15 protein-coding genes, 4 tRNA genes and 2 rRNA genes are annotated in these 20,901 nt (G+C 60.6%); 4 read left to right on the top strand and 17 right to left on the bottom strand.

What is annotated here, in order from left to right:
• Positions 1-4 precede the first annotated feature (4 nt).
• The 4 genes from F3G95_RS01585 to F3G95_RS01570 form a co-directional block, all read right to left on the bottom strand.
• On the bottom strand, positions 5-1,447 hold the full coding sequence (locus F3G95_RS01585; protein WP_149793521.1) for a VWA-like domain-containing protein: 1,443 nt from the start codon (positions 1,445-1,447) through the stop codon (positions 5-7).
• Complete coding sequence (locus F3G95_RS01580; RefSeq protein ID WP_149793520.1) at positions 1,431-2,513, bottom strand: leucine-rich repeat protein; 1,083 nt, start codon at positions 2,511-2,513, stop codon at positions 1,431-1,433. The genes F3G95_RS01585 and F3G95_RS01580 overlap by 17 nt, the downstream gene beginning before the upstream one ends.
• A gap of 66 nt (positions 2,514-2,579) precedes the next feature.
• Positions 2,580-2,972 carry an FMN-binding protein gene (locus F3G95_RS01575; protein ID WP_149793519.1) on the bottom strand — a complete coding sequence of 131 codons (393 nt, stop codon included), beginning with the start codon at positions 2,970-2,972 and terminating at the stop codon, positions 2,580-2,582.
• 42 nt (positions 2,973-3,014) lie between these two features.
• Positions 3,015-4,673, bottom strand: a complete 1,659-nt coding sequence (locus F3G95_RS01570) for a glutamine--tRNA ligase/YqeY domain fusion protein (RefSeq protein WP_149793518.1) — start codon at positions 4,671-4,673, stop codon at positions 3,015-3,017.
• Between the two features lie 241 nt (positions 4,674-4,914).
• Here F3G95_RS01570 and F3G95_RS01565 point away from each other — a divergent pair.
• The 3 genes from F3G95_RS01565 to F3G95_RS01555 all read left to right on the top strand — a co-directional run bounded on the left by F3G95_RS01565 (position 4,915) and on the right by F3G95_RS01555 (position 5,322).
• Positions 4,915-4,990, top strand: a tRNA-Trp gene (locus F3G95_RS01565).
• Between the two features lie 176 nt (positions 4,991-5,166).
• Positions 5,167-5,243, top strand: a tRNA-Asp gene (locus F3G95_RS01560).
• 3 nt (positions 5,244-5,246) lie between these two features.
• Positions 5,247-5,322 (top strand) — tRNA-Thr (locus F3G95_RS01555).
• 176 nt (positions 5,323-5,498) lie between these two features.
• On the opposite strand, the gene F3G95_RS01550 is transcribed toward F3G95_RS01555, so the two are convergent.
• The 6 genes from F3G95_RS01550 to F3G95_RS01525 all read right to left on the bottom strand — a co-directional run bounded on the left by F3G95_RS01550 (position 5,499) and on the right by F3G95_RS01525 (position 12,169).
• Positions 5,499-7,898: a hypothetical protein gene (locus F3G95_RS01550; protein ID WP_149793517.1), complete on the bottom strand. Its 2,400-nt coding sequence runs from the start codon at positions 7,896-7,898 to the stop codon at positions 5,499-5,501.
• 286 nt (positions 7,899-8,184) lie between these two features.
• Positions 8,185-8,260: transfer RNA gene (locus F3G95_RS01545), tRNA-Thr, on the bottom strand.
• 146 nt (positions 8,261-8,406) lie between these two features.
• Complete coding sequence (locus F3G95_RS01540) at positions 8,407-9,792, bottom strand: RNA polymerase sigma factor (protein ID WP_149793516.1); 1,386 nt, start codon at positions 9,790-9,792, stop codon at positions 8,407-8,409.
• 236 nt (positions 9,793-10,028) lie between these two features.
• Positions 10,029-10,973, bottom strand: a complete 945-nt coding sequence (gene fabG, locus F3G95_RS01535) for a 3-oxoacyl-ACP reductase FabG (RefSeq protein WP_188117493.1) — start codon at positions 10,971-10,973, stop codon at positions 10,029-10,031.
• Between the two features lie 261 nt (positions 10,974-11,234).
• Positions 11,235-11,723, bottom strand: a complete 489-nt coding sequence (locus F3G95_RS01530) for a nucleoside deaminase (protein ID WP_149793515.1) — start codon at positions 11,721-11,723, stop codon at positions 11,235-11,237.
• Positions 11,720-12,169, bottom strand: coding sequence for a CPBP family intramembrane glutamic endopeptidase (locus F3G95_RS01525; RefSeq protein ID WP_243130241.1), 450 nt, complete (start codon positions 12,167-12,169; stop codon positions 11,720-11,722). The genes F3G95_RS01530 and F3G95_RS01525 overlap by 4 nt, the downstream gene beginning before the upstream one ends.
• A gap of 196 nt (positions 12,170-12,365) precedes the next feature.
• Between F3G95_RS01525 and F3G95_RS01520 the strand changes: the two genes are divergently transcribed.
• Positions 12,366-13,223, top strand: coding sequence for a DegV family protein (locus tag F3G95_RS01520; protein ID WP_149793514.1), 858 nt, complete (start codon positions 12,366-12,368; stop codon positions 13,221-13,223).
• Between the two features lie 56 nt (positions 13,224-13,279).
• On the opposite strand, the gene F3G95_RS01515 is transcribed toward F3G95_RS01520, so the two are convergent.
• From F3G95_RS01515 to F3G95_RS01485, 7 genes are all read right to left on the bottom strand, one after another.
• Complete coding sequence (locus tag F3G95_RS01515) at positions 13,280-14,050, bottom strand: TSUP family transporter (RefSeq protein ID WP_149793513.1); 771 nt, start codon at positions 14,048-14,050, stop codon at positions 13,280-13,282.
• 40 nt (positions 14,051-14,090) lie between these two features.
• Complete coding sequence (locus tag F3G95_RS01510) at positions 14,091-14,939, bottom strand: serine hydrolase (RefSeq protein ID WP_149793512.1); 849 nt, start codon at positions 14,937-14,939, stop codon at positions 14,091-14,093.
• 31 nt (positions 14,940-14,970) lie between these two features.
• Positions 14,971-15,972, bottom strand: coding sequence for a dipeptidase (locus tag F3G95_RS01505; protein ID WP_149793511.1), 1,002 nt, complete (start codon positions 15,970-15,972; stop codon positions 14,971-14,973).
• A 12-nt stretch (positions 15,973-15,984) separates the two neighbouring features.
• On the bottom strand, positions 15,985-16,980 hold the full coding sequence (locus F3G95_RS01500; protein WP_149793510.1) for a C40 family peptidase: 996 nt from the start codon (positions 16,978-16,980) through the stop codon (positions 15,985-15,987).
• Positions 16,977-20,306 carry a DEAD/DEAH box helicase gene (locus F3G95_RS01495; protein WP_149793509.1) on the bottom strand — a complete coding sequence of 1,110 codons (3,330 nt, stop codon included), beginning with the start codon at positions 20,304-20,306 and terminating at the stop codon, positions 16,977-16,979. Before F3G95_RS01495 ends, F3G95_RS01500 begins: the two co-directional genes overlap by 4 nt.
• A 129-nt stretch (positions 20,307-20,435) precedes the next feature.
• A 5S ribosomal RNA gene (gene rrf / locus F3G95_RS01490) occupies positions 20,436-20,552 on the bottom strand.
• A 119-nt stretch (positions 20,553-20,671) separates the two neighbouring features.
• Positions 20,672-20,901: ribosomal RNA gene (locus F3G95_RS01485) — 23S ribosomal RNA — on the bottom strand; the annotation flags it as partial.

The raw sequence follows: 20,901 nt of genomic DNA, 5'->3' as shown, positions 1-20,901 counted from the left end.
GTTATCACGAATTGTTGAGGTCACGGTAGAGGTCGTCTTCCTCCGCCAGTGCTTCGGACAGGGCCGAGGCGCTGCGGGCGGCCTCACCGGTAAATTCTTCTTCGTCCAGCACCACTTTCATCGCCCAGGGCGGCACATTGGCGTCGTCGAAGCGGTCGCCCAGAAATAGAAATGCCGTGTCGTAAGCCGGGCGTCGGGCCGGGTAAGTCCCCATACCGTCGGTAAAATAGAGCAGGCCCCGGAGGTTCGAGAATTTCTTCTCGGCGCAGAGCCGGCTGACGTACTCGAAAGCGGGCCGGAAATCGGTGCCGCCGCCGCCCCGCAGCTCGAAATGGTTCATGGCACGGATGAGGTCGTCTTCGTTTTTGACGGGAATATCCTGCTGCACCGCGTTGTCGGCCTGGATCAGGTGGAGATTCATCCGATGGAAGAAATTCTCCCTGCCCTTCAGCAGGGTATACGTCTCGGCCAGAAAGGCCCGCACCAGCTCGCCCGAGGTGGAGTAGCTGGTGTCGATGACGAGGGCCAGCTCCTCTATCTTCTTGCTCTCCCGGGTCTCCAGCGGCTCGATGAGGGGCAGGTTGCCGTAGACCGACAGGCCATAGGTGTAAAAATTCAAATCGAACTCGTCCGGGTCGAGGTGGACTTCCTCCCGGGTGACGCAGAACCGGCGCAGGAAGTCGCCGTAGCTGCGGCGGCTGCGGTTTGCGGCTTTGATCTGCTCCCGCATGGCATCCGCGCCCTCACCGGCCTCTTTGTCCCGGAGCTCCAGCTCTGTCTGCATCCGCTCGCCGATCTTCTGCCACGTCTTCTGGGGCAGTGGCGCAGGCATCTGCTGGGGCTGTTCGGGGGCATTTTTGGGCCAGAGGCGGTGGTCGTCGGTGTAGAATTCTTTTTCCAGCTGGCGGAGAACGCCGGGCGTCTGCCGCACCAGCCAGCGGTAGATGGGAGCTGCAGCAGCCACTTTTTCCTGCGCGATGATCTCCTCATAGGCGTGTTGGCGCACCCACGTCAGGGGGCGCTGGACGCTCTTGCGGCCAAGACCGTCGATGACGTTCTCCACCGCAATGTCACACGCAAGGTCCCACAGGCGTTTGTCCCGCTTGCCGCGCAGCCAGAGATGGCGGAAGATGCAGTGGAACACCGTGTGGAGGTAGAGCCGGTTGAGATATTTGGGGTTCTTCTGGTAGAGCCGCAGCAGGGCGCTGGGCTGGTAGCAGAGGATGGTCCCATCCGTCGCCAGCACCCCGCACCGCTCGTCGGCGGTGGGCGTCAGGGCCGAGAGGGCCTGGTCTAAAAAGCGGAAGTCCAGATACAGCCCGCTGCGCACCACGGCCAGCACCTCGCCGCCCATCCGGGCCTGCCACTCTTCGTGAGTCTCGGGCCGGGCCGACTGGAAGGGCTTGCGGGGGTCAAAAAACTTTTCCTTCTCAGAAATCAAAATCATACCTCTTCTTTTGGGGCGCAGCGGCACGCTTTTTGTGCTCTGCATCGGCCAGCAGGGCTGCAGCTTCGGCATTGTCGGCCTTGGCCGCGAGGGCAGCACCCTCGGCAAAGGCATCCGTATCCATCACATCCAGCGCCAGCAGGGCTTTGATGCCCTCGGTGTCCTGCGCCTTGAGCAGACGGGTCAGCACCCGCCCGGTGTTGGTCTTGAGGAAGTCCCGGTAGGCATCCCGGGCGGCATCGCTCAGCTGCCACGGCCAGCGCAGGCGGTCGAAGCAGAGCATCGCCATCACGGAAGCGTCGTCGGCGTCGTGGCCCTGCGGGAAGATGGCGTCGTACTCCGCCGGGAGAAGCTTATTTTCGAGGAAGCACTGCCGGTAGTGGTAGCCCTGCCCCGAAAAGGTGTGGAGCAGGATGTGGGCGGGCGTCTCCTCGATGTCCTCCCAGTAGGCGGGATACCACAACCCCGCCCGGGGTGCGGCCTCCCCCACCGGCCAGAACAGCGCCCGCACGGCCTCGGTGATGCTGCCCACGAGGGCGAACAGGCCGGTGGCCTGCTCGGGCGTGGCGCGGATGATGAGGTCTTCCAGCGCAAAGCAGTTGAGGAAGACATCGCTGCCCATGGTCAGCTCTCCTGTCCCGGCAGTCAGGCGGCGCAGCCTGCGGCAGTTGTAGAATGTGCAGCTGCCGATGACCCGCAGACTGTCCGGCAGGGTGACTTCTTCCAGGAAGTTCCCGCAGATGGGGTGGAGCTCGTCGTCCTGCGCCGGGGCGGCGGGGGCGTCGAAGTCGAAGCTGTACCGCACTTTGCCGCTCACATCCCGGCCAAAAGCGCGGGTCAGACAGAGCGTGCCGTCCTCGGCCCGCTCATAGCGGCAGATCTTTTCCGGCCCGGGCAGACCCCGGGGCTTTTCGGAAAAGCAGTAATCGCCCAGTTCGGTGATGGGCCACTGGCCCTCCCCTTCCGGCGCAGGAACAGCCCCGGGCAGCTTCACGCAGGGCTCGCCGCCGTACACCCGCACAAGGCGGGCCGTGCCGCCCGCCAGCGGCAGAATATCCAGTATCATAAGAACCTCGCTCACAAAAAAGCTGCCGCACAGGCACGCCGTGCAGCAGCTCCGTTCAAAACTTCATCACTGTGCGGCCTGTGCAAGGCAATCGTTCATTGCCGCAAATACCGCGTCGCTGGTCATGGTGCTGCCGGAGACAGCATCCACTCCCACGGTCGAGCCAGCCGCCAGCAGGGAGGCCGACAGCGTCTCTGCCGCCTTGCCGCCCAGCTCCGGCGTCTCGCCGGAAGCATCGATCACAACATTCGTCACCTTGCCGCCGGTGATGGTCACGGTGACGCCCACCTCGCTCAGACAGCCCTGCGCACTGGCGGTGTAGGTACCGTCGGTGTAGGTGTCGGCGTTATCGGCAGCAGGCACGGTGCCGGTGTTGGCGATATAGAGGGCCAGCACGATGCCGAGGATGACGTCCAGCACCAGCATGAGGATAATGTTGCGGGTCATGTGTTTTTTCATGGTCTGTGAAGTGCTCCTTTTGCGATGTTTGGGGTCCGCTCGTTACTTTGCGGGCTTGAAGCTGTCGCGCAGGGTCACGACACGATTGTACACGCCGGGGTTCTTCGAGTCGGGAGTGAAGAAACCGGTGCGCACGAACTGGAACTTATCGCCGGGCTTTGCGTCGGCCAGAGCCTCTTCCAGCTTGCAGCCCTTGCGGACGACAACGCTGTCGGGGTTCAGATAATCCTTGTAGTCGCTGCCCTCGGGGATGGCATTCATGTTCGCCTCGGTGAAGAGCTTGTCGTACAGGCGCACCTCGGCATCCACGGCGTGGGCGGCGCTCACCCAGTGGATGGTACCCTTGACCTTGCGGCCATCGGCAGGGTTGCCGTTGCCGGTCTCGAGGTCGGCGGTGCAGTGGATGACAGCGATGCTGCCGTCGGGGTTCTTCTCGACGCTCTCGCACTTGACGAGATAGCCGCCCATCAGGCGGACTTCGCCGCCGACGGTCAGGCGCTTGAACTTCGGAGGCGGCACCTCGGCGAAGTCCTCGTTCTCGATCCACAGCTCCCGGGTGAAGGCGACCTTGCGGGTGGTGGGGTCGTTGGCTTCACGGTTGGGGTTGTTGGCGATGTCGAAATACTCGGTCTTGTCGGCGGGGTAGTTGTCCACCACCAGCTTGACGGGGTCCAGCACGGCGATGCGGCGCTGTGCGGTCAGGTCCAGCTCGCTGCGGATGCAGGCTTCCAGCTGGCGCATATCAATGAGGTTGTCGGACTTGGAGATGCCGGCCTCCCGCACGAAGGTGAAGATCGAAGAAGCGGTGTAGCCGCGGCGGCGCAGGCCGCACAGGGTGGGCATACGGGGGTCATCCCAGCCGTCCACAATGCCCATCTCCACCAGCTCCCGGAGATAGCGCTTGCTCATGACGGTGTTGGTCATGTTCAGGCGGGCAAACTCGCGCTGCTTGGGGAACTCGGTGCCAAAAATGTTCTCGATGACCCAGTTGTACAGCGGGCGGTGGTTCTCGAACTCGAGGCTGCACATGCTGTGGGTGATGCCCTCGATGGCGTCCTGGATGGGGTGGGCGAAGTCGTACATCGGGTAGATGCACCACTTATTGCCCTGACGGTGATGCTCGGCGTACTTGATACGGTAGATGGCCGGGTCACGCAGATTCATGTTGGGGCTGGCGAGGTCGATCTTGGCGCGGAGGGTCTTTTCGCCCTCCTTGAACTCGCCTGCACGCATCCGGCGGAAGAGGTCGAGGTTCTCTTCCGGGGTGCGGTCGCGCCACGGAGAGGGACGGGAGGGCTTGCCTGCGTCGCTGCCCCGGTACTCGCGCATCTCGTCGCGGGTCAGGTCATCGACGTATGCCTTGCCCTCGAGGATGAGCTTTTCGGCATACTCATAGCACTTGTCGAAGTAGTCGCTGCCGTAGAAGATGCCGCCGTTGGGGTCGGCACCCAGCCAGTGCAGGTCCTCGATGATGCTGTTGACATACTCTTCCCCTTCGCGGGCGGGGTTGGTGTCGTCGAGGCGGAGGTTGAACTTGCCGCCGTACTGGTTTGCGATGGACCAGTTGATATAGATCGCCTTGGCGCTGCCGATGTGCAGGTAGCCGTTGGGCTCCGGCGGGAAGCGGGTGTGGATCTCGCGGATTTTGCCTTCGGCGAGGTCGGCGTCAATGATCTCGGTCAAAAAGTTTTTATCTGCCATAGTGGCGTTCCCCCTGTCAGGGCATAGCAAGCCCGGAATTACACTTTTGATACCCCTTATAATACACTATTTCCCGCTTTCCTTCAAGGTGGAAAGCCGAAGTTCCACCTGTTTTCGGCGTCGTTTTGCGAAAAAGCTTTCCCTGTCTCCCGCTTTTTGCAAAAAAAGCGAAATTCATGCTTGACATTCCGCACAGAATCTTATATAATAATCAAGCATTCAGCGAATGCGGAATATCTGTAGGGGTATAGCTCAGTTGGTAGAGCAGCGGTCTCCAAAACCGCGTGCCGTGAGTTCGAGACTTACTACCCCTGCCACAAGCGCACAGAGAGTACTCTGTGCGTTTTGTTTTTGTATTTTTCCCGGAATGTCGGACTTTCCAAAACTTTTTTGACATTTTCCGAAATTCATGCTTGACAACAGCGCGTTTCTCAGGTATAATAACACACGTTCCGGCGGTCAAACGCCAGAAACGATGCACTTGAGCGATCATGGCCCGGTAGCTCAGTTGGTTAGAGCACCAGCCTGTCACGCTGGGGGTCGTCGGTTCGAGCCCGATCCGGGTCGCCATTTGCTGCTATAGCTCAGTTGGTAGAGCGCATCCTTGGTAAGGATGAGGTCTCCAGTTCGAATCTGGATAGCAGCTCCATCGAGAAAAACCACTTGAATCCTTGAGATTCAGGTGGTTTTTTGTATTTCCGGTCATTTTTACCACCCGGTTTTCTTTTTGCTGCGCAAAAAGGCCCCCCGGCACCATGCGGACGTGCCGGGGGGCTTTGCAATATGGAGGAAGCAGGGCGATGCGGTACGCCCCGCCGGGGTAAGTTAGTGGATCAGCTCGTTATGAGCTGCGCCGTTGATGGTGAGCTGGGCCTCGCCGCCGTTGTGGGCAAGCACAAAGGGGGTAACGTCGGTACCCATGGCCAGCATCTCGTCGATGACAAGGCTGGACTCCCGGCTCCGGGTGCGGAACACCACCACATCGGCACCCTGTGCCTTGATGGCCCGCAGGTCGCCCAGCACAGCGTTGAGGGCGGCATCCTCAGAGGGTACCGCAATGATGTACCGGCCATCCACCACAGAGGTCTCGTAGGTCTCTGCGCCGGTCACGGTGTAGTTGGGGGCCGCAGAGCCGTTTTCCTGAGGCTCCGGTGCGCCGCAGCGGGTGCAGACGCCGTTCTTGTACTCGTGGCCCAGAGGGGCAACGAGGTTGGTGCGCTCACCGGTCTCCTCGTGGCAGACGCTGCACTTCTGTACCGTGTAGCCGCTTTCCGTGCAGGTGGGGGCAACGACGGTCTCGACGAACTGATGGCCCGGAGCTTTAACAATGCTGGTATGCTGACCGGTTTCCTTGCCGCAGCGGCTGCACTTTCTTACCGTGTAGCCATCCTCGGTGCAGGTGGGCTGGACTGTTACCGTCTGGTAATCATGGGACCAAATTCCGGAGTATGGAGCGAGCTCTACCACCTTGGTGATCTCACCGCAGGAGCTGCACCGGTAGGTCTGAGAGCCCTTTTCCGTACAATTCGGGGAGACTTTCTCTGCCGCGTATTCGCCCTTCGAATGCTTGCACTTTTCCGGGGTCTGCTCCGCATTCCCGTCGGTCACCCATTCGCCGTTCTGACGTGTTTGGGTCACCTTGTTCGAGCTGTTATGACCTATATTGGTCATTTCTACTTTTGCACCGTTCTGGATGCTCTTCTCGTCAGTTGTAAATTTATTCTCGCCGTTCTGGACGGAACCACTGCTCCCAGCAGTCGTTCCGCCATCGCCAATGGCAGCGCCCGCGCCATTATTCTCCCAGCTGCCGTGGTGCTCGGCACTGCCGGTGGCCTTGACCTGCGCTTTGCCGCCAATGATTACTTCGCCGGTGCCATTTGCGCCGCCGCCGATGCCGGCACCGCCGCCGTATGCTCTATTTTCTGCCGTTACCTGAGCATTGCCCTGAATGGTGACCTTGGCGTGGCTCTTTTTGCTGCTGCTGCCTACGCCGCCGCCGATCACTGCAAGGCCAGCATCGCTGCCCCCAAATCCATGCTCATATCCATAATCACTTCCGGTATCCACCTTATACGTAGCGTTCACCTGAGCGTTGCCGGAGATGGTAATGCTGGTTTGCCTGCCTTCATTACCTTCATATCCTTCATCAGTGCCTCCGCCGATGCCGCCATTGGCGTTGACCACAGCATCACCTGTGATCACGATATTTTCAGCCGCACCGCCTTTATATCCGCTGCCGATCCGGCCCTGGGTATTTACCGTGCCGCCATTGATCTCAATGTTTTTGGTGCCATGTTGGGAGTCGCTACCCGTATTCCAGCCCCATCCACTTCCGCCAATGGCAGCACCACGGACATCTGCGATCACGTTAAGGGTCTGGTCTTTGTCTTCTGCCGTAATGGTGAGCTTTCCGGTGCTGACATCATCGTTTTTCTGGATGCCGGCACTGTTTCCATATCCGTTCAGGGTGTTATTGCCCTCCACTTTGATCTCCACATCGCCGCTGCCCTGAATATCAATGGCTGCCATGCCACGAGTAGCCGTATCAGCAGCATTCGGCTGGTCGATGGTGGCATCCTTCAGCTTCAGCTTGACCAGCGTGTTAGCGAAGATCTGGATGATGCCTCTGCGTTCTCCCTCGCTACTGCGTTCTCCCTCGCTACTGCGCTCTCCCTCGCCGCTGCTGCGGGCCGGAGCCTTGCGGGGGCCATTGGAGGCGTTAGCAGAGGTGTCGTCAGAGGCGCTGGTGGAAGCCTCGGCAGAGGCCTTGGCCTCTGTGTTGGTCTCCTGCCGCTCCTCATCCTGCCGCTCGCCAGCGGAAGCATTCAGCTCCCCGTTTGCAGGGGCATTGGTGCTCTTATCCTGCTGCTGGGGGGCAGAGAGGTTTTCTTCCGCATCCAGCGCCCGGTATGTATCGCTGGAACTACTGGAACTAGAGCTGCTAGAACTGGAGCTGCTAGAGCTAGAACTGCCGGAGCCGCTGGAGCTCTCCGAGCTGCTGCATACATAGCTGCCGGTGATCTCGATCTCTTCATCATCTTTGATGCTGGTAACTCCGTCCTGACCATCCTGCTTCACGGTGATGCCGCTTTCATCTGCCGTGATCACAAGGCCGCCATTGGAAAGATTAAAGGTGGCCGCAAATGCCGGGGCGGAAAGGGATACCGCCATGCTCAGGGCCACGGCCGCCGCCGCGACTTGCCGGAGCAATTTTTTTCTTCGCATGATTTTTACCTCCCGTTTTGTATTTTGTGGCTTTTCTGCCAAATTTATTATACCCCCCCCCCCCTACTATCTGTGCAATATAACAGTTGGACAATCTTGCTCCACTTTTTTTAGCAAAAATGACAAAAAACGCCGTTGGCCCGCACCTTTTGTGCAGGTCAACAGCGTTATCGTCCATGTATCCCGGTTAAAATATCACGATGGTGCGTTTGCCGCCACTGCTCCGCCGGGCCGGAGCAAACAAAAAAACACCCCGAAGCCTTGATGGCTTCAGGGTGTTCCGAGCTGGAGCTGCTATCCAGATTCGAACTGGAGACCTCATCCTTACCAAGGATGCGCTCTACCAACTGAGCTATAGCAGCACACTCACAGCTCAATTATAATACCATAAACTCTGCCGCATTGCAAGCGTTTTTTGCAAAAAAATCTGGCATTTTGCGTTTTTCTGCCCGGATGCAGAAAAACGGCTGCCGTTTTTCCACGGCAGCCGTCTGCATTGTTGAAACTATCACTCGATAAGGCCGTTCAGCAGGGCCAGGCACTTGCGGCTGTGCAGCTTGCGGATGGCCTTTGCCTCGATCTGGCGGACGCGCTCACGGGTGACGCCGAAGTCGCGGCCCACCTCTTCCAGCGTGCGGGGACGGCCATCGTCCAGACCAAAGCGGAGACGGATGACCTTCTCTTCACGGGGGGTCAGGCTCTTGAGGGCCTGATTGATCTGCTGGGCCACCATGGCGCGGTCAGCCGCCTTTCCGGGAGCCTCGGCGTTCTCGTCGGCGACGAAATCGCCCAGAGAGGAATCCTCTTCCTCGCCCACGGGGCTCTCAAGGCTGGCGGGCTCCTGTGCCATCCGCTGGATCTCACGCACACGCTCGACGCTCATGTCCATGGCCTTTGCCAGCTCTTCCGGGGTGGGCTCGTGGCCGTTCTGGTAGACCAGCTGGTTGGTGGCCTGACGCATCCGGTTGATGGTCTCGACCATGTGCACCGGGATGCGGATGGTGCGGGCCTGGTCGGCGATGGCGCGGGTGATGGCCTGACGGATCCACCAGGTCGCATAGGTGGAGAAGCGGAAGCCGCGGTCGCAGTCGAACTTCTCAGCCGCCTTGATGAGGCCGATGTTGCCCTCCTGGATGAGGTCGAGGAAGGCCAGATTGTGGCCCACGTGCTTCTTGGCGATGGAGACCACCAGACGGAGGTTCGCTTCGCTCAGGCTGCGGCGGGCGTTCAGGCCGTCGCGGCGGGTCTTCAGCAGCTCCTGACGGCGCTCCTCGGTCAGGGGGCCGTTCTCCACAGCCTCCATGGCCTCTTCCTCAGCAGCCTTTTCCTCGGCGTCCACGCTGGGCTTCTCGCTGCCCTCTTCGTCGATGTCCTCGGTGTAGCTGCGGCTGTTCTCGTCTTCCTCGAACGAGAAGCGGGCGCTGTTCTTCTTGATGTACTCGGGCGCACCGTACTTCTGGCGGTCGGCCTGCAGGATATGGGCAGCCTCGGCGCCGGCGTGGATGCGCTTGCTCAGGTCAACTTCCTGCTCCGCGCTCAGCAGAGGGATCTGGCCGATCTGCTTGAGGTAGTTCTTGACGGGGTCGTCCAGCAGCTCATCCATCGCAGCCTTCAGGTCGGCGGGGTTCTCCTCGGCGGCTTCTTCCTCGTCCTCGCCGCCCAGACCCAGCTCGTCGCTGTTGTTCTCGGCGTTTTCCACCTCGGCGATGATGCTGTCCACGTCCAGATTCACATCGGCGTCGGCCTCATCCTCGATGATCTTGATGCCGCGCTCTTCAAGGAGCGTATAGAGCGTTTCCACATCCATCCTGCACTGTGCAGCCAAAGTTTTGGCCTCCTGTGCCGACAGGGTGCCTTCGCCTTTCGTCAACAGTTCCTTCAAAGTCATGCCCATTTCGCTCTCTCCTTCTCACTGCGGGGGAAGCGCCCCGCAAGTGAACTTGTCTCATAGTTTCGGTCTTGCTGCATAGAAGTTGTTTTCATGGCCAGAGTGTGCCGGATGGCCGTAGATTTTTGCCCGCAGACAAGGCGATTTTCCGCAGCAATCCTGACGGATTGCAAGGGAAAGCAACGCAGTATGCAGACAAAAATGTCGGCCAGACGGTGTGCAATGGCTGTGAAAACAGCTTCTTAGATCACAAGACCTCCGTTGACGCCGAACACCTGGCCGGTGATGTAGCCGGCGTCTTCTCCGGCGAGGTACAGCAGAAGCTTTGCCACCTCTTCGGCGGTGCCGAGACGGCCCACAGGGGTCTCTTCGGCCAATGCCGCTTTGTCCTCAGCAGTGAACGAGGCCATCATATCGGTGTCGATGACGCCGGGGGCCACGCAGTTCACGGTGATGCCGCTGGGACCTTCTTCTTTTGCCAGCGCCTTGGTCAGGCCGATGAGGCCCGCTTTGGCGGCGGAATAGTGTACCTCGCAGCTGCCGCCGGTCTGGCCCCACATGCTGCTCACAGTGAGGATGCGGCCCGCTTTGCGGCGTATCATCCCGGGCAGGGCCAGCTGGCAGAGGTTGAACGCACCGGTCAGGTTAACGTCCAGCATCCGCTGCCACTCTTCCGGCGTGATGTCGGTGAACAGCTTCTGCTGGGCGATGCCCGCGTTGCTCACCAGCACATCCACCCGGCCCAGCGCCTGCTCGGCGGCGCGGAAGGCCAGCTCACAGCTGGCCCGGCTGGCCACGTCACACTGGATGGCCAGTACGCCCGGCAGCTCTTTCTGCAGGGCTGCGGCGGCTTCGGCGTTGGTGTGGTAGAACACTGCCACCCGGAAGCCCGCCGCGTAGAATGCGCGGGCTGCTGCTGCGCCGATGCCCCGGTCTCCGCCCGAGATGAGGACGGTGCGGTCCTTCGCCGCCGGGGCAGTGCTCTGGGGCTCTGCCGCAGGTTCCGGCTCGCGTTCCGGTGCCGGTGTGTTCTCCGGCGCAGCGCTGACCGGCGTTTCCCTCGTTTCCTGCACCGGCGGTGCGGCCACAGCCGCTTCTTCCGGCTCGGGCAGGGTCGGCCTGCGCTGTTCTGTCTTCGGCCCGGCGTCTGCAAGGTCAAATGTCAGCTCAAATTCGTCGTTGTACAAGAGTCAAACCCTCCTGTCCACTATTTTCGGCCGCAGCGCCTCTTCGTGTCAAAGCCTCTGCGGCGGGAAAGGAAACAGCTTCCCCCACCCCGCCGGAGCTGCGCTCTGCTCACTTTTTCCGGTCTAGTCCGGCTCTGCGGCGCGCCCGGCGGCATTTGTGTGGTTTCGACAAGTTTCCATTGAATAATATAGCACAATCGGGCGAAAAAATAAAGTGGTCACCGGTGATTTTTTCACGCAGTTCCCACTTTTTTCACAGATTCAGGGGTTCACGGGCGGCTTCCAGCGGGGCTTTGCGGCCCGCCTGGCCCGCAGTGAAACGAAAAATTCCTGCAAAAGCTGCTGTGCCTCATCGGCCCGCAGTCCCTTCTCGATGACGGGGTGATGGTTGAAGGGCTGGGCGAAGAGGTCTGTCACCGAGCCGCAGCAGCCCGCCTTGACGTCGGCGGCACCGTACACCACCCGCTTGATGCGGCTGTTGATGATGGCGCCGCTGCACATGGGGCAAGGCTCCAGCGTCACGAACAGCTCACACTGCCACAGCCGCCAGCCGCCCAGCTTTTTGCAGGCCGCGTCGATGGCCAGCAGCTCCGCGTGGTGGAGGGCGTTTTTCTCCGTCTCGCGGGTGTTGTGGGCGGCAGAGATGATCTCTCCGTCCTTCGCCACGACCGCGCCTACCGGCACTTCGCCCAGCGCAGCGGCCTTCCGGGCCTCTTCCAGCGCCGCGCCCATCAGCTCAAAATCGGTCATCCCATTCCCCTTTCTGCCAGCCGTGCGGCAAACACGAGGCAGTTATTTATAATATGTAACGCACTGCCGGGCCATACGCTCTTCGCTTTCCGGGCCGCCCAGCCGAAGATGAGCCCCATGCCCAGCGCATAGGCCCGGGCCGTCCAGCTGCCGTGCAGGGCCGCAAAAAGCACCGCCTGCACCACCACAGCCCCCGCGCCGCCCAGCGGCTGCAAAAGATAGAGCGCCCCGCCCCGGAAGGCAAGCTCTTCTGCCAGAGGGGTCACAAGGCAGATGCGCAGCGCAGCCCACGCGAGGGCCGCGCCCTCGGGCAGAGCCGTCTTTTCCGCCGGGAGCAGCAGCTGTGCTCCCGCCGCCAGCAGCGCCCAGAGCACGGCCGCCTCGGCCAGGACCCGGCACTGAGCCGGAAAAGACGGCTTTTCCGTTTCCCTTATCAGTCTTTTCACGGCGCACCCTCCTGTCGGCGGACATTGTACCATACTGCCGCCCCGTTTTGCAAGCAGTTTTTCGTTCATTCGAAGAAATTTTACTCAAAAGATTGACATTCCGCCCGGCGTTCTGGTATACTTTGTACGACTTTTTTATGAATTTGTCGTTTTACCAAAGACACACGATGAACGCACCCATGGAGGTACGAGCTATATGATACGCATTCTTACCGATTCCGCATCCGACATCCTGCCCGCCGAGGCCGCGCAGCTGGGTGTGGACGTCATCCCCCTCAACGTCACCCTCGAGGACGGCACCGTCATCCGGGACGGCGTGGACCTGACTCCCAGCGAGTACTACGAGCACATGGCCGGCTGCAAAAAGCTGCCCACCACCAGCCAGCCCAGCCCTGAGCTGTTCGAAAAGTTCTACGCCGAGGCTGCTGCCGCCGGAGACGAGGTCGTGGGCATCTTCCTGTCCCATGAGCTGTCCGGCACCTATCAGTGTGCGAAGCTGGCCGCAGACCTGGCCAACGTGGACAACGTCCTCTTTGTGGACAGCACCAATGTCTGCCTCGGCGAGGGTCTGCTGGTGCGTATGGCCGCACATCTGCGGGACGAAGGCAAGTCTGCCGTCCAGATCGCCGCCACCCTCGAGCACGCCAAGGAGCATCTGCACCTCGTCGCCGCCATCGACGACCTGAAGTATCTGCGCAAGGGCGGCCGTCTGCCCGCCGCCGTCGCCGTGGCCGGCGGGATGCTTGGCATCAAGCCCCTCATCACCATCAAGGAGGGCAAAGTCGCCATGGCCGGCAAGGCCCGGGGTCTGCCCGGCGCATACGTCGCCCTCTTCAAGAAGATCGAGGAGCTGGGCGGCGTCAATCCCCGTTTCCCCTCTCTGGCCGGTTACACCATCAGCACCCGCGAGGTGAACCCCATCCAGACCTATCTGGTGGACAATCTCGGCCTTTCCGAGCCGCTGGTGCGCCAGATCGGCTGCGTCATCGGCACCCACGCCGGTCCCGGTGCGTTTGGTCTGGCCTTCTTTGATAACGGGCTGGTCATCGACTAAGAGTATATAGGAAGAGGCTGCTGTGCATCTGCACAGCAGCCTCTTTTCGTTTTTACTTACAGCATATCCGTGATGAGCTTGCCCAGCAGGAGCACCAGCACCACGAGCATCATGGGGCGGATGAACTTTGCGCCCTTTCTCAGGGCGAAGTGAGAGCCGATGATGTTGCCGACGATGTTGCTGATGGCGCAGGGGATGCCCACCGGAAAGACCACCAGCCCGCTGCTCAGATAGGTGAAGAGGCTGGCGTAGTTGCTGGCGAGGTTGAGCACCTTGGCGTTGCCGTTGGCGGTGCGCAGGTCAAAGCCCATCAGGCTGGTGAAAGCAATAATGGCAAAGGTTCCGGTGCCTGGCCCCACCATGCCGTCGTACAGACCGATGCCGAGGCCGATGCCCAGGGCCAGCAGGGCCTTTTTCAAATTCAGGGTGCCGTCGTCCCGGTTCTCGTCCGGGAGGTTGCGCCGCCACAGGATGACGACTGCCGCGATGGGCAGGATGATGAACATCATCATCTGCAGCACCTCATCACTGAGCATCAGGACGATGTGTGCGCCTAAGGCACTGCCCGCAAAGCTTCCGATGGCGGCGAGGATGCCGACCTTGAGGTTCATCGCGCCGTTCTTGAAGAAACTGGCCGTGGCGAACGTCGTGCCGCAGGCGGCGCTGAATTTGTTGGTGGCGTAAGTATAGTGAGGCGGCAGGCCCGCGAAGAGATAGGCCGGCAGACTGATGAGTCCGCCGCCGCCCGCTGCCGAATCGATAAAGCCTGCAAAGCCGGTCATGAACACCAGAAATGCCATCATCGGCAGGCTGATTTGAATACCCATTGTTATGATTCCCCTTAATATTCCTATTTCTTCCACGATTTTACTTGTACAGCTCACCCTCGCAGGCCAAAATCTGGTCGAGTATCATCCGGGACACCCGGGCGCCGTAGACCATGGAGGGATGGTCATTGTACTCGATGATGTCGTGGAAGTCCTTGTTCATCAGGACGATGACATACTCGCCGTAGGGGGTGTGGACGATGCCGCCGTCGTTGCGGCAGGCGTTCATGCTGCCGCTCTTGCTGGCCACCCAGATGAGTTCCGGCTCGCCGGTCTCCTCGCAGTCGAGATAGAACTGAGGGAAGTCGTGGGTCAGCATGGTATTGTAGTGCTGCTGACGGAAGATGGCCAGCATCTCAGCGCTGGCCTCAGCGCTGACGAGCGTTCCCTTTGCCACCTGCGCAAACAGCGAGGCGTAGTCCCGGGGCGTCGTGGTGCCGAGGTCGTTGTAAATATCAAAGTGGAGCGGGTTGTGCAGGACGGTGTGGGCAAAGCCCATCTCCCGGATGCAGGCGTTGATGGTGGCCAGCCCCAGATAGTCGATGACCATGTTGGTGGCGATGTTGTCGGAGCAGATGATCATCATGGTGGCGGCGTCTTTAACTTTCAGACTTGCACCCACGCCCAGCGCCCGGAGCATCCCGGAACCGTCCACAAAGTGCTCGGGCTTGTAGGTGATTTTTTCCTCGAGGCTGGCTTTGCCCCGGCCGGCCTGCAGATACAGGGCTGCGAGGATATAGGCCTTGATGGTGGAAGCCGTCTCAAATTCCTCGTCAGCGCCGATCTCGACCGTGTGGCCGTGCAGGTCGTCCACAAAAACGCTCATCTTGCCCTGATAGGAATACAGCTCGGCGGCAATACGCTTTTCCAGCGTCATGTTTTTATCCATTTTGGAATCTCCCTGTCGTTTTATACATTATTTAGAGGTTTTCTTCGAAGAACCGCCGGGCGTTGCGGTAGAAGATGGCCTCCACCTCGTCCTCGGTGAAGCCCTCGCGGCGGAGTGCATCGGCCAGCAGCGGGAGCTTGGAACAGTCGTCCATTTCCAGCTTGCCGCCGATGCCGTCGAAGTCACTGCCCAGACCGATGATCTCAATGCCGCCCACCTGTTTGAAGTGGGCCGCGTGCTTTGCCATCAGGGCCGTGGTGCTGCGGCAGAGCTTTTCTTCGGGCTGGTTGTCGAGGAAGCCGCTGCAGTAGTTCAGACCCACGAGGCCGCCCTTGTTGGCGAGGGCGCGGATCATCTCGTCGGTGAGGTTGCGGCAGTGGGGCGCGAGGGCGCGGCAGTTGGAGTGGCTGGCCGCAAAGGGGCGGGTGGAGTGCTCCACAATGTCCCAGAAGCCCTTGTCGGACAGGTGGCTCACATCTGCGATGATGTGCAGACGCTCCATCTCGGCCAGGAACTCGAAGCCCTTCTCCTTCAAGCCCGTCTCGGTGTTGGGGGCGCAGGGCCAGATGTTGTGGCCCCCGCCGGGGACGACGTTGGGGCTGGCAAGCTCGTTCTCGTGGTTCCAGGTCAGGGTCATCATGCGGACGCCCAGCTCGTACATCCGGCGCAGCACGCCGATGCTGCCCTTGCAGCAGCCGCCCTCTTCAATGGTGAGCATTCCGCTGATCTTGCCCTCGGCGGCGTTTTTTCGGATGTCAGAGGGTTGATACACCGGAGCAATATCCTCCGGGTATTTTTTCATGATGCGTTTGAAGACGTCGATTTCTTCCAGCGCCGTCACCAGCGGGTCGGCACCGGGGGTCTTGTCTCCCAGATTGACAAAGGCGGCGAAGCACTGCAGCATATAGTCGCCCTTTTTCAGTTTCTGCAAGTCGATGTGCAGATCATTCTGCGCAAAGCTCTTGGGCGTACCCGCCTTTTCGGCGTAGCGCAGCTCACTCAGGGTGTCACAATGTAGATCAAAGACTTTCATGGTTATCTCCTTTTAGAAAATACTCCCCACCGCATACAAACACTTCACCAGATCCTCCCGATACAACGGGTCATCCGGCTCAAGGCTGTTGATGACCACACCGCCGCTGGCGGCGGCACCGGTGGAGTGGATATACCGCCCTTCGCCCAGATAAAGCGCCACATGGCCGGGGAAGAAGAGCGCATCGCCGGGCTTTTTGTTCTCGAAGGCCACCTCATGCATCGGCCAGCCCTCGATGATCTTTGCGTCGCGGTAGATGAGCACACCACACTGCATATAGGCGCTGCTGACGAGGCCCGAGCAGTCGATGCCCCGGCCCGACTTGCCGCCCCAGCGGTACTCGGTACCCATATACTTCTTTGCCTGCTCACAGACAGCGGCGCGGAAGGCATCTTCGCGGCCGCCGTACCAGCGTGCCACAGCTTCCGGCACGAGCTTTTCCGCCGTCGTGTCCAGCGTCTCGGCCAGCGCGTCATTGAAAGCAAGGCCCTCTCTCTGGGAGAAGACCGCCGTCATCTCATATTTCACCGGCTCCAGCGCCACGTCCCGGACATAGCCTGTCCGGCCATCCGTCAGCAGGACTTTCGCCCAGCCCTTGTGGGCCTCGGCCTCTTCGGCCGTCTCAGGCTGGCGGCGGAGAACGTCTCCCCGCTCCAATTCCATCATCCGGACGCCCTGCACCTTGGGCAGGCTGAGGACATCCGTAGCGCGGCCCACGAGAACGAGGTCTGCCCCCAGATACTCCCACAGCTCCTCCTCGCGGACAAACTGCAATTCCCGCTGATTCACATAGCCATGGTAGCCGTAAAAGCTGACCACTTCGGCCACATCGGGCGGAAGCTGGACGCCCGCAGCGGTCACGCCGCCGGGCGCAGTCCGCACCTGACAGGCCTGCCCATACAGGCCCTCGTCTCCGATGGTGGAGACAAGACCCTCCTCGCCCTCTTTGATGGTCTGGGGCAGGTCATAAATAGTGCCTACTGGCACCGAAAATAATGCGTATTTCATGGTTCGCTCCCTTCCAGCAGCTGCAGCAGCTCATCCGGCCGCATCGAGAGGATGGCACCATCGGCGGTGCCGGTCACGGTGTCGGCCAGCGACTGCTTGGCCTGCTGCAATTCCACGATTTTTTCTTCAATGGTATCCTGTGCAATGAGCTTATACACCTGCACCGGGTTCTGCTGGCCGATGCGGTAGGCGCGGTCGGTGGCCTGATTCTGGGCGGCGACATTCCACCACGGGTCGTAGTGGATGACGATGTCCGCCGCCGTCAGGTTAAGGCCGGTGCCGCCGGCCCGCAGCGAGATGAGGAAAACGCTCACCTCTCCCCCGTTGAACCGCCGGACCAGCTCCGCCCGGACGGGCTTCGGCGTCGAGCCCTGCAGCGTAAAGTGGCTGATGCCCTCGGCGTCCAGACGCTTTGCCAGCAGCTCGAGCATCGAGGTGAACTGGCTGAACAGCAGGATGCGGTGGCCGCCCTCCACAGCGCTGGAGACAAGCTCCGCGCAGGCGTCCAGCTTGGCGCTGCCGCCCTCCCAGTTGTCTGCGATAAGGCGCGGGTCGCAGCAGATCTCCCGCAGCCGCATGAGGACGGCGAACACCGCCATCTTGTCCTCGGGCTTTGCGGCCTGCAGCTTCTCCCGGGCGTCCACCACAGCGGCCAGATAGAGCTTGCGCTGCTCCTCTTCCAGCTCGATGCGGTAGACATTCTCGGTCTTGGGCGGCAGCTCCTTGAGCACATCCGACTTCATGCGGCGGAGGATGAAGGGGCCGGTCAGCTGATTGAGACGCCGCACGGCGGTCCGGTCTTCCTCCTGCACGATGGGCTTCTCGAACCGGCTGCAAAAGCTCTTGTAGGGCGGCAGATAGCCCGGCATCAGGAAGGAGAAGATGCTCCACAGCTCGCCCAGCCGGTTCTCCACCGGCGTACCGGTGAGGGCAAACCGCACCCGGCTGCGCACTTTGCAGACAGCCTTGTATTTCTGGGTGGTGTGGTTCTTGATGGCCTGCGCCTCGTCGAGGATGCAGGCGTAAAACTCCTGCCCCTCGTAAAGCGCCTCGTCACGCCGCAGCAAATCGTAGCTGGTCACCACGAGGTCGGCGGCGGGCCAGCTCTCAGCCAGCTCGGCGCGGTGGGCAGCGTCGCCGTCCACCACCACGCAGGAGAGTTCGTGCGTGAATTTCTGACACTCCTCGGCCCAGTTCAGCACCAGCGAGGCCGGGCAGACGATGAGGCTGGGCAGAGTCTGGCCGTTCTGCTTCATGGCCAGCAGGTAGCTCAGCACCTGCACCGTCTTGCCCAGGCCCATATCGTCGGCGAGGATGCCGCCCATGCCGTAACCGTCCAGCGTCCGCAGCCAGCGGTAGCCGTCCCGCTGATATTTGCGCAGGGTCTTTTGCAGGGAGACAGGCGGGGCATACTCGCTGTCCTTGACGGCGTGGAAGCTCCGGCTGATGCGCCGGAAGGCGTCATCCCGGTTGAAGCGCACACCGGTCTGGCCCGACAGCGCCCAGTCGAGGCTGGGCGCACGGTAAAGCGGAAGCTGCGCATGATTCTGGCCCAGCTTTGCGCCGGAGAGTTCCAGCGTTTCGTTCAGTTCGTCCAACACTTCCAGCGAGTCATCCAGCCGCAGCAATCGGCCATCCCGCAGGCGGTGGTAGCGCTTTTTCTGGTGGAGCGACTTGAGCAGAGCTTTCAGCTCGCTCACCGGGAATTCGCCGGTGTCCACCTCCAGATCAAGCACACTGCCCTGTACCGACACACCCACCGAGATCTTCGGCGGCGCAGCCTGCAAGTCGCGGAATGCATCGCTGAGGTAGACTTCGCCCTCCGCCAGCAGGGCAGGCACACCCTCTTCAAGGAAAGTGACAAGGGTATCCTCGTCGTCTGTGCCATATTCGGCGGGGCTTGAGTCGGTCTGCTGGGTCAGATAAGTTTGGAGCAGCCGCCCGGCCCGACGCTCAGCGCGGGCGTCCCTCAATAAATCGGTCGGGGCCGCAAAAGGCGTCACCCGGTCTTCCCCATACAAAAATTCCGGGTGGGCGCGGACGGCCCCCATGTGGGGCGCATCCAGATAAAACTGCACCACCGGCTCCAGCGGTATCTGATTCAAAAGCAGTCGGTCAGGGTCGTCGATGGTGATCTTCCGGCCCAGCTCCGGCAGCACGAAGCTGCAAAACGACACGGCATCCTTGCTGGTGAAAAAGAGTCCGCTGCCGCAGAGGGCGTTCAACGCGGGCAGCAGACGGGCCGCTTCGGCTCGTTCCAGTTTCCAGATGGTGTCTTCATTATAAAGGTAGCTGTAGTCGAGGCCCTGCAATGTGTACAGACTGGGCTCCACCACGATGTGTACGCCGCCCCTCTTCTTCTCGACCCGCAGCGTCAGCGCGGGCAGACCCTTTCGCAAGGCGTAACCGCCCACCTCGCCCCTCGGCTCATATAACGCCACCAGTTCATCCAGCAGCTCGCCCGACAGCGGCACACTTCCAGCGGGGCCATTTGCGATGCTGCGGGTCGGGCGGCCTGTGGCGGCTTCCACGCTCTTTACCGTGTCCTGCTGGCGGCGGAGCAGCGTCAGAATTTTCTGTGCCTCGGAGGTAAAGGCGTCCCACCGATGGACAAAGGCCAGCGTTTTGCCGTAGCTGACGCTCCGCTCTTTCTCGATAGCCGTCAGCAGTTCCGGGATGCTTTTGACGACATACTGCCGCCCGCCGTCCGAAATGCGGAGGCGCAGCAGCGGCGGTTGTCCGGAGTAGTCGAGGATGAGTTCCGGTTCCAGTTCCGCGAAGCCTCGCTGCTGGCCGTCCGAGGCCGTCAGACTCTCCACCTCGGCCAGCGCGTCCTCCTGATAAGCCCGGAGAAGTTCCTGCGCCTGCACATCCGAGACGGGTTCATCGCCTCGCCATTTCCTGCCGAACAGCATCTCGAGGCCGGAGACATAGCTATCCTTCCGAGCTGCGGCTTCTTTCGCAAATTCTGTCCCGCGCTGCACGCCCGGGATGTCCAGCAGTGCCTTCTTTTCCGGTTTTGACTCCGTCTTTTCTTCCGGCTCATCCACCTCATGCAGCAGCAGCGCACCGATGTGCTTGCAGCAGGGACCTTCGCCGTTTTCATTGAAAGAGCAGGTACAGCTGGCGCTGACGAAACTGCCGTTCTGGCGCAGCCATGCCTGCGTGCGGTAGAGGTTCCGGCCGCTGCCCCGCACGTCGGCGCTCAGATGGCGCACGCCGTTCTCCGCCGTCTCACATTCCAGATCCTGCACCCGGTTCTCGTATGCCTTGGCCCGTGCATAGATCGTGCTGCCCAGCAGATAGCGGATCTCTTCTCTGTCCATGTCTCTGCCCTCCCTCTTGCAAGCGTCCTATTGGTTAAGCATACCGCACCCGCCGACCAGATGCAAGAGCTTTGGACGAAAAAAGCAAAAAGAAAACGCTCCAAGATTTCTCTTAGAGCGTTTTGTTCAAGTCGGCGACTACCTATTTTCACAAGCCGTTTCCAGCTAACTATCTTGGGCACGAATGAGCTTAACTACTGTGTTCGGAATGGGAACAGGTGGAACCTCACCGTCATCGTCACCGACCATATGACTAGCTAAGTATATCATTTCTGATTTACTTTGTCTAGTGTTTCAGAAGGACGTGCCTTCAAAACTGAATAATCACTGCTACTTCTCGTTGACTTGAGATACTCAAGCGAATTGTGGTCAAGCCCTCGACCTATTAGTACACGCTTGCTGAATGGATCGCTCCACTTACACATCGTGCCTATCGACCTTGTAGTCTTCAAGGGGTCTTACCTGATCAAATCAGTGGGATATCTTATCTTTGGGTCGGCTTCACGCTTAGATGCTTTCAGCGTTTATCCGATCCGTACGTAGTTGCCCAGCTATGCTCCTGGCGGAACAACTGGTGCGCCAGAGGTACGTCCGT

Source organism: Faecalibacterium sp. Marseille-P9312 (assembly GCF_902497445.1).
Classification (GTDB): Bacteria; Bacillota; Clostridia; order Oscillospirales; family Ruminococcaceae; genus Faecalibacterium; species Faecalibacterium longum.
The sequence above is the reverse complement of the archived record's forward strand: the minus strand, read 5'-3'. Positions and strand labels throughout refer to the sequence as shown.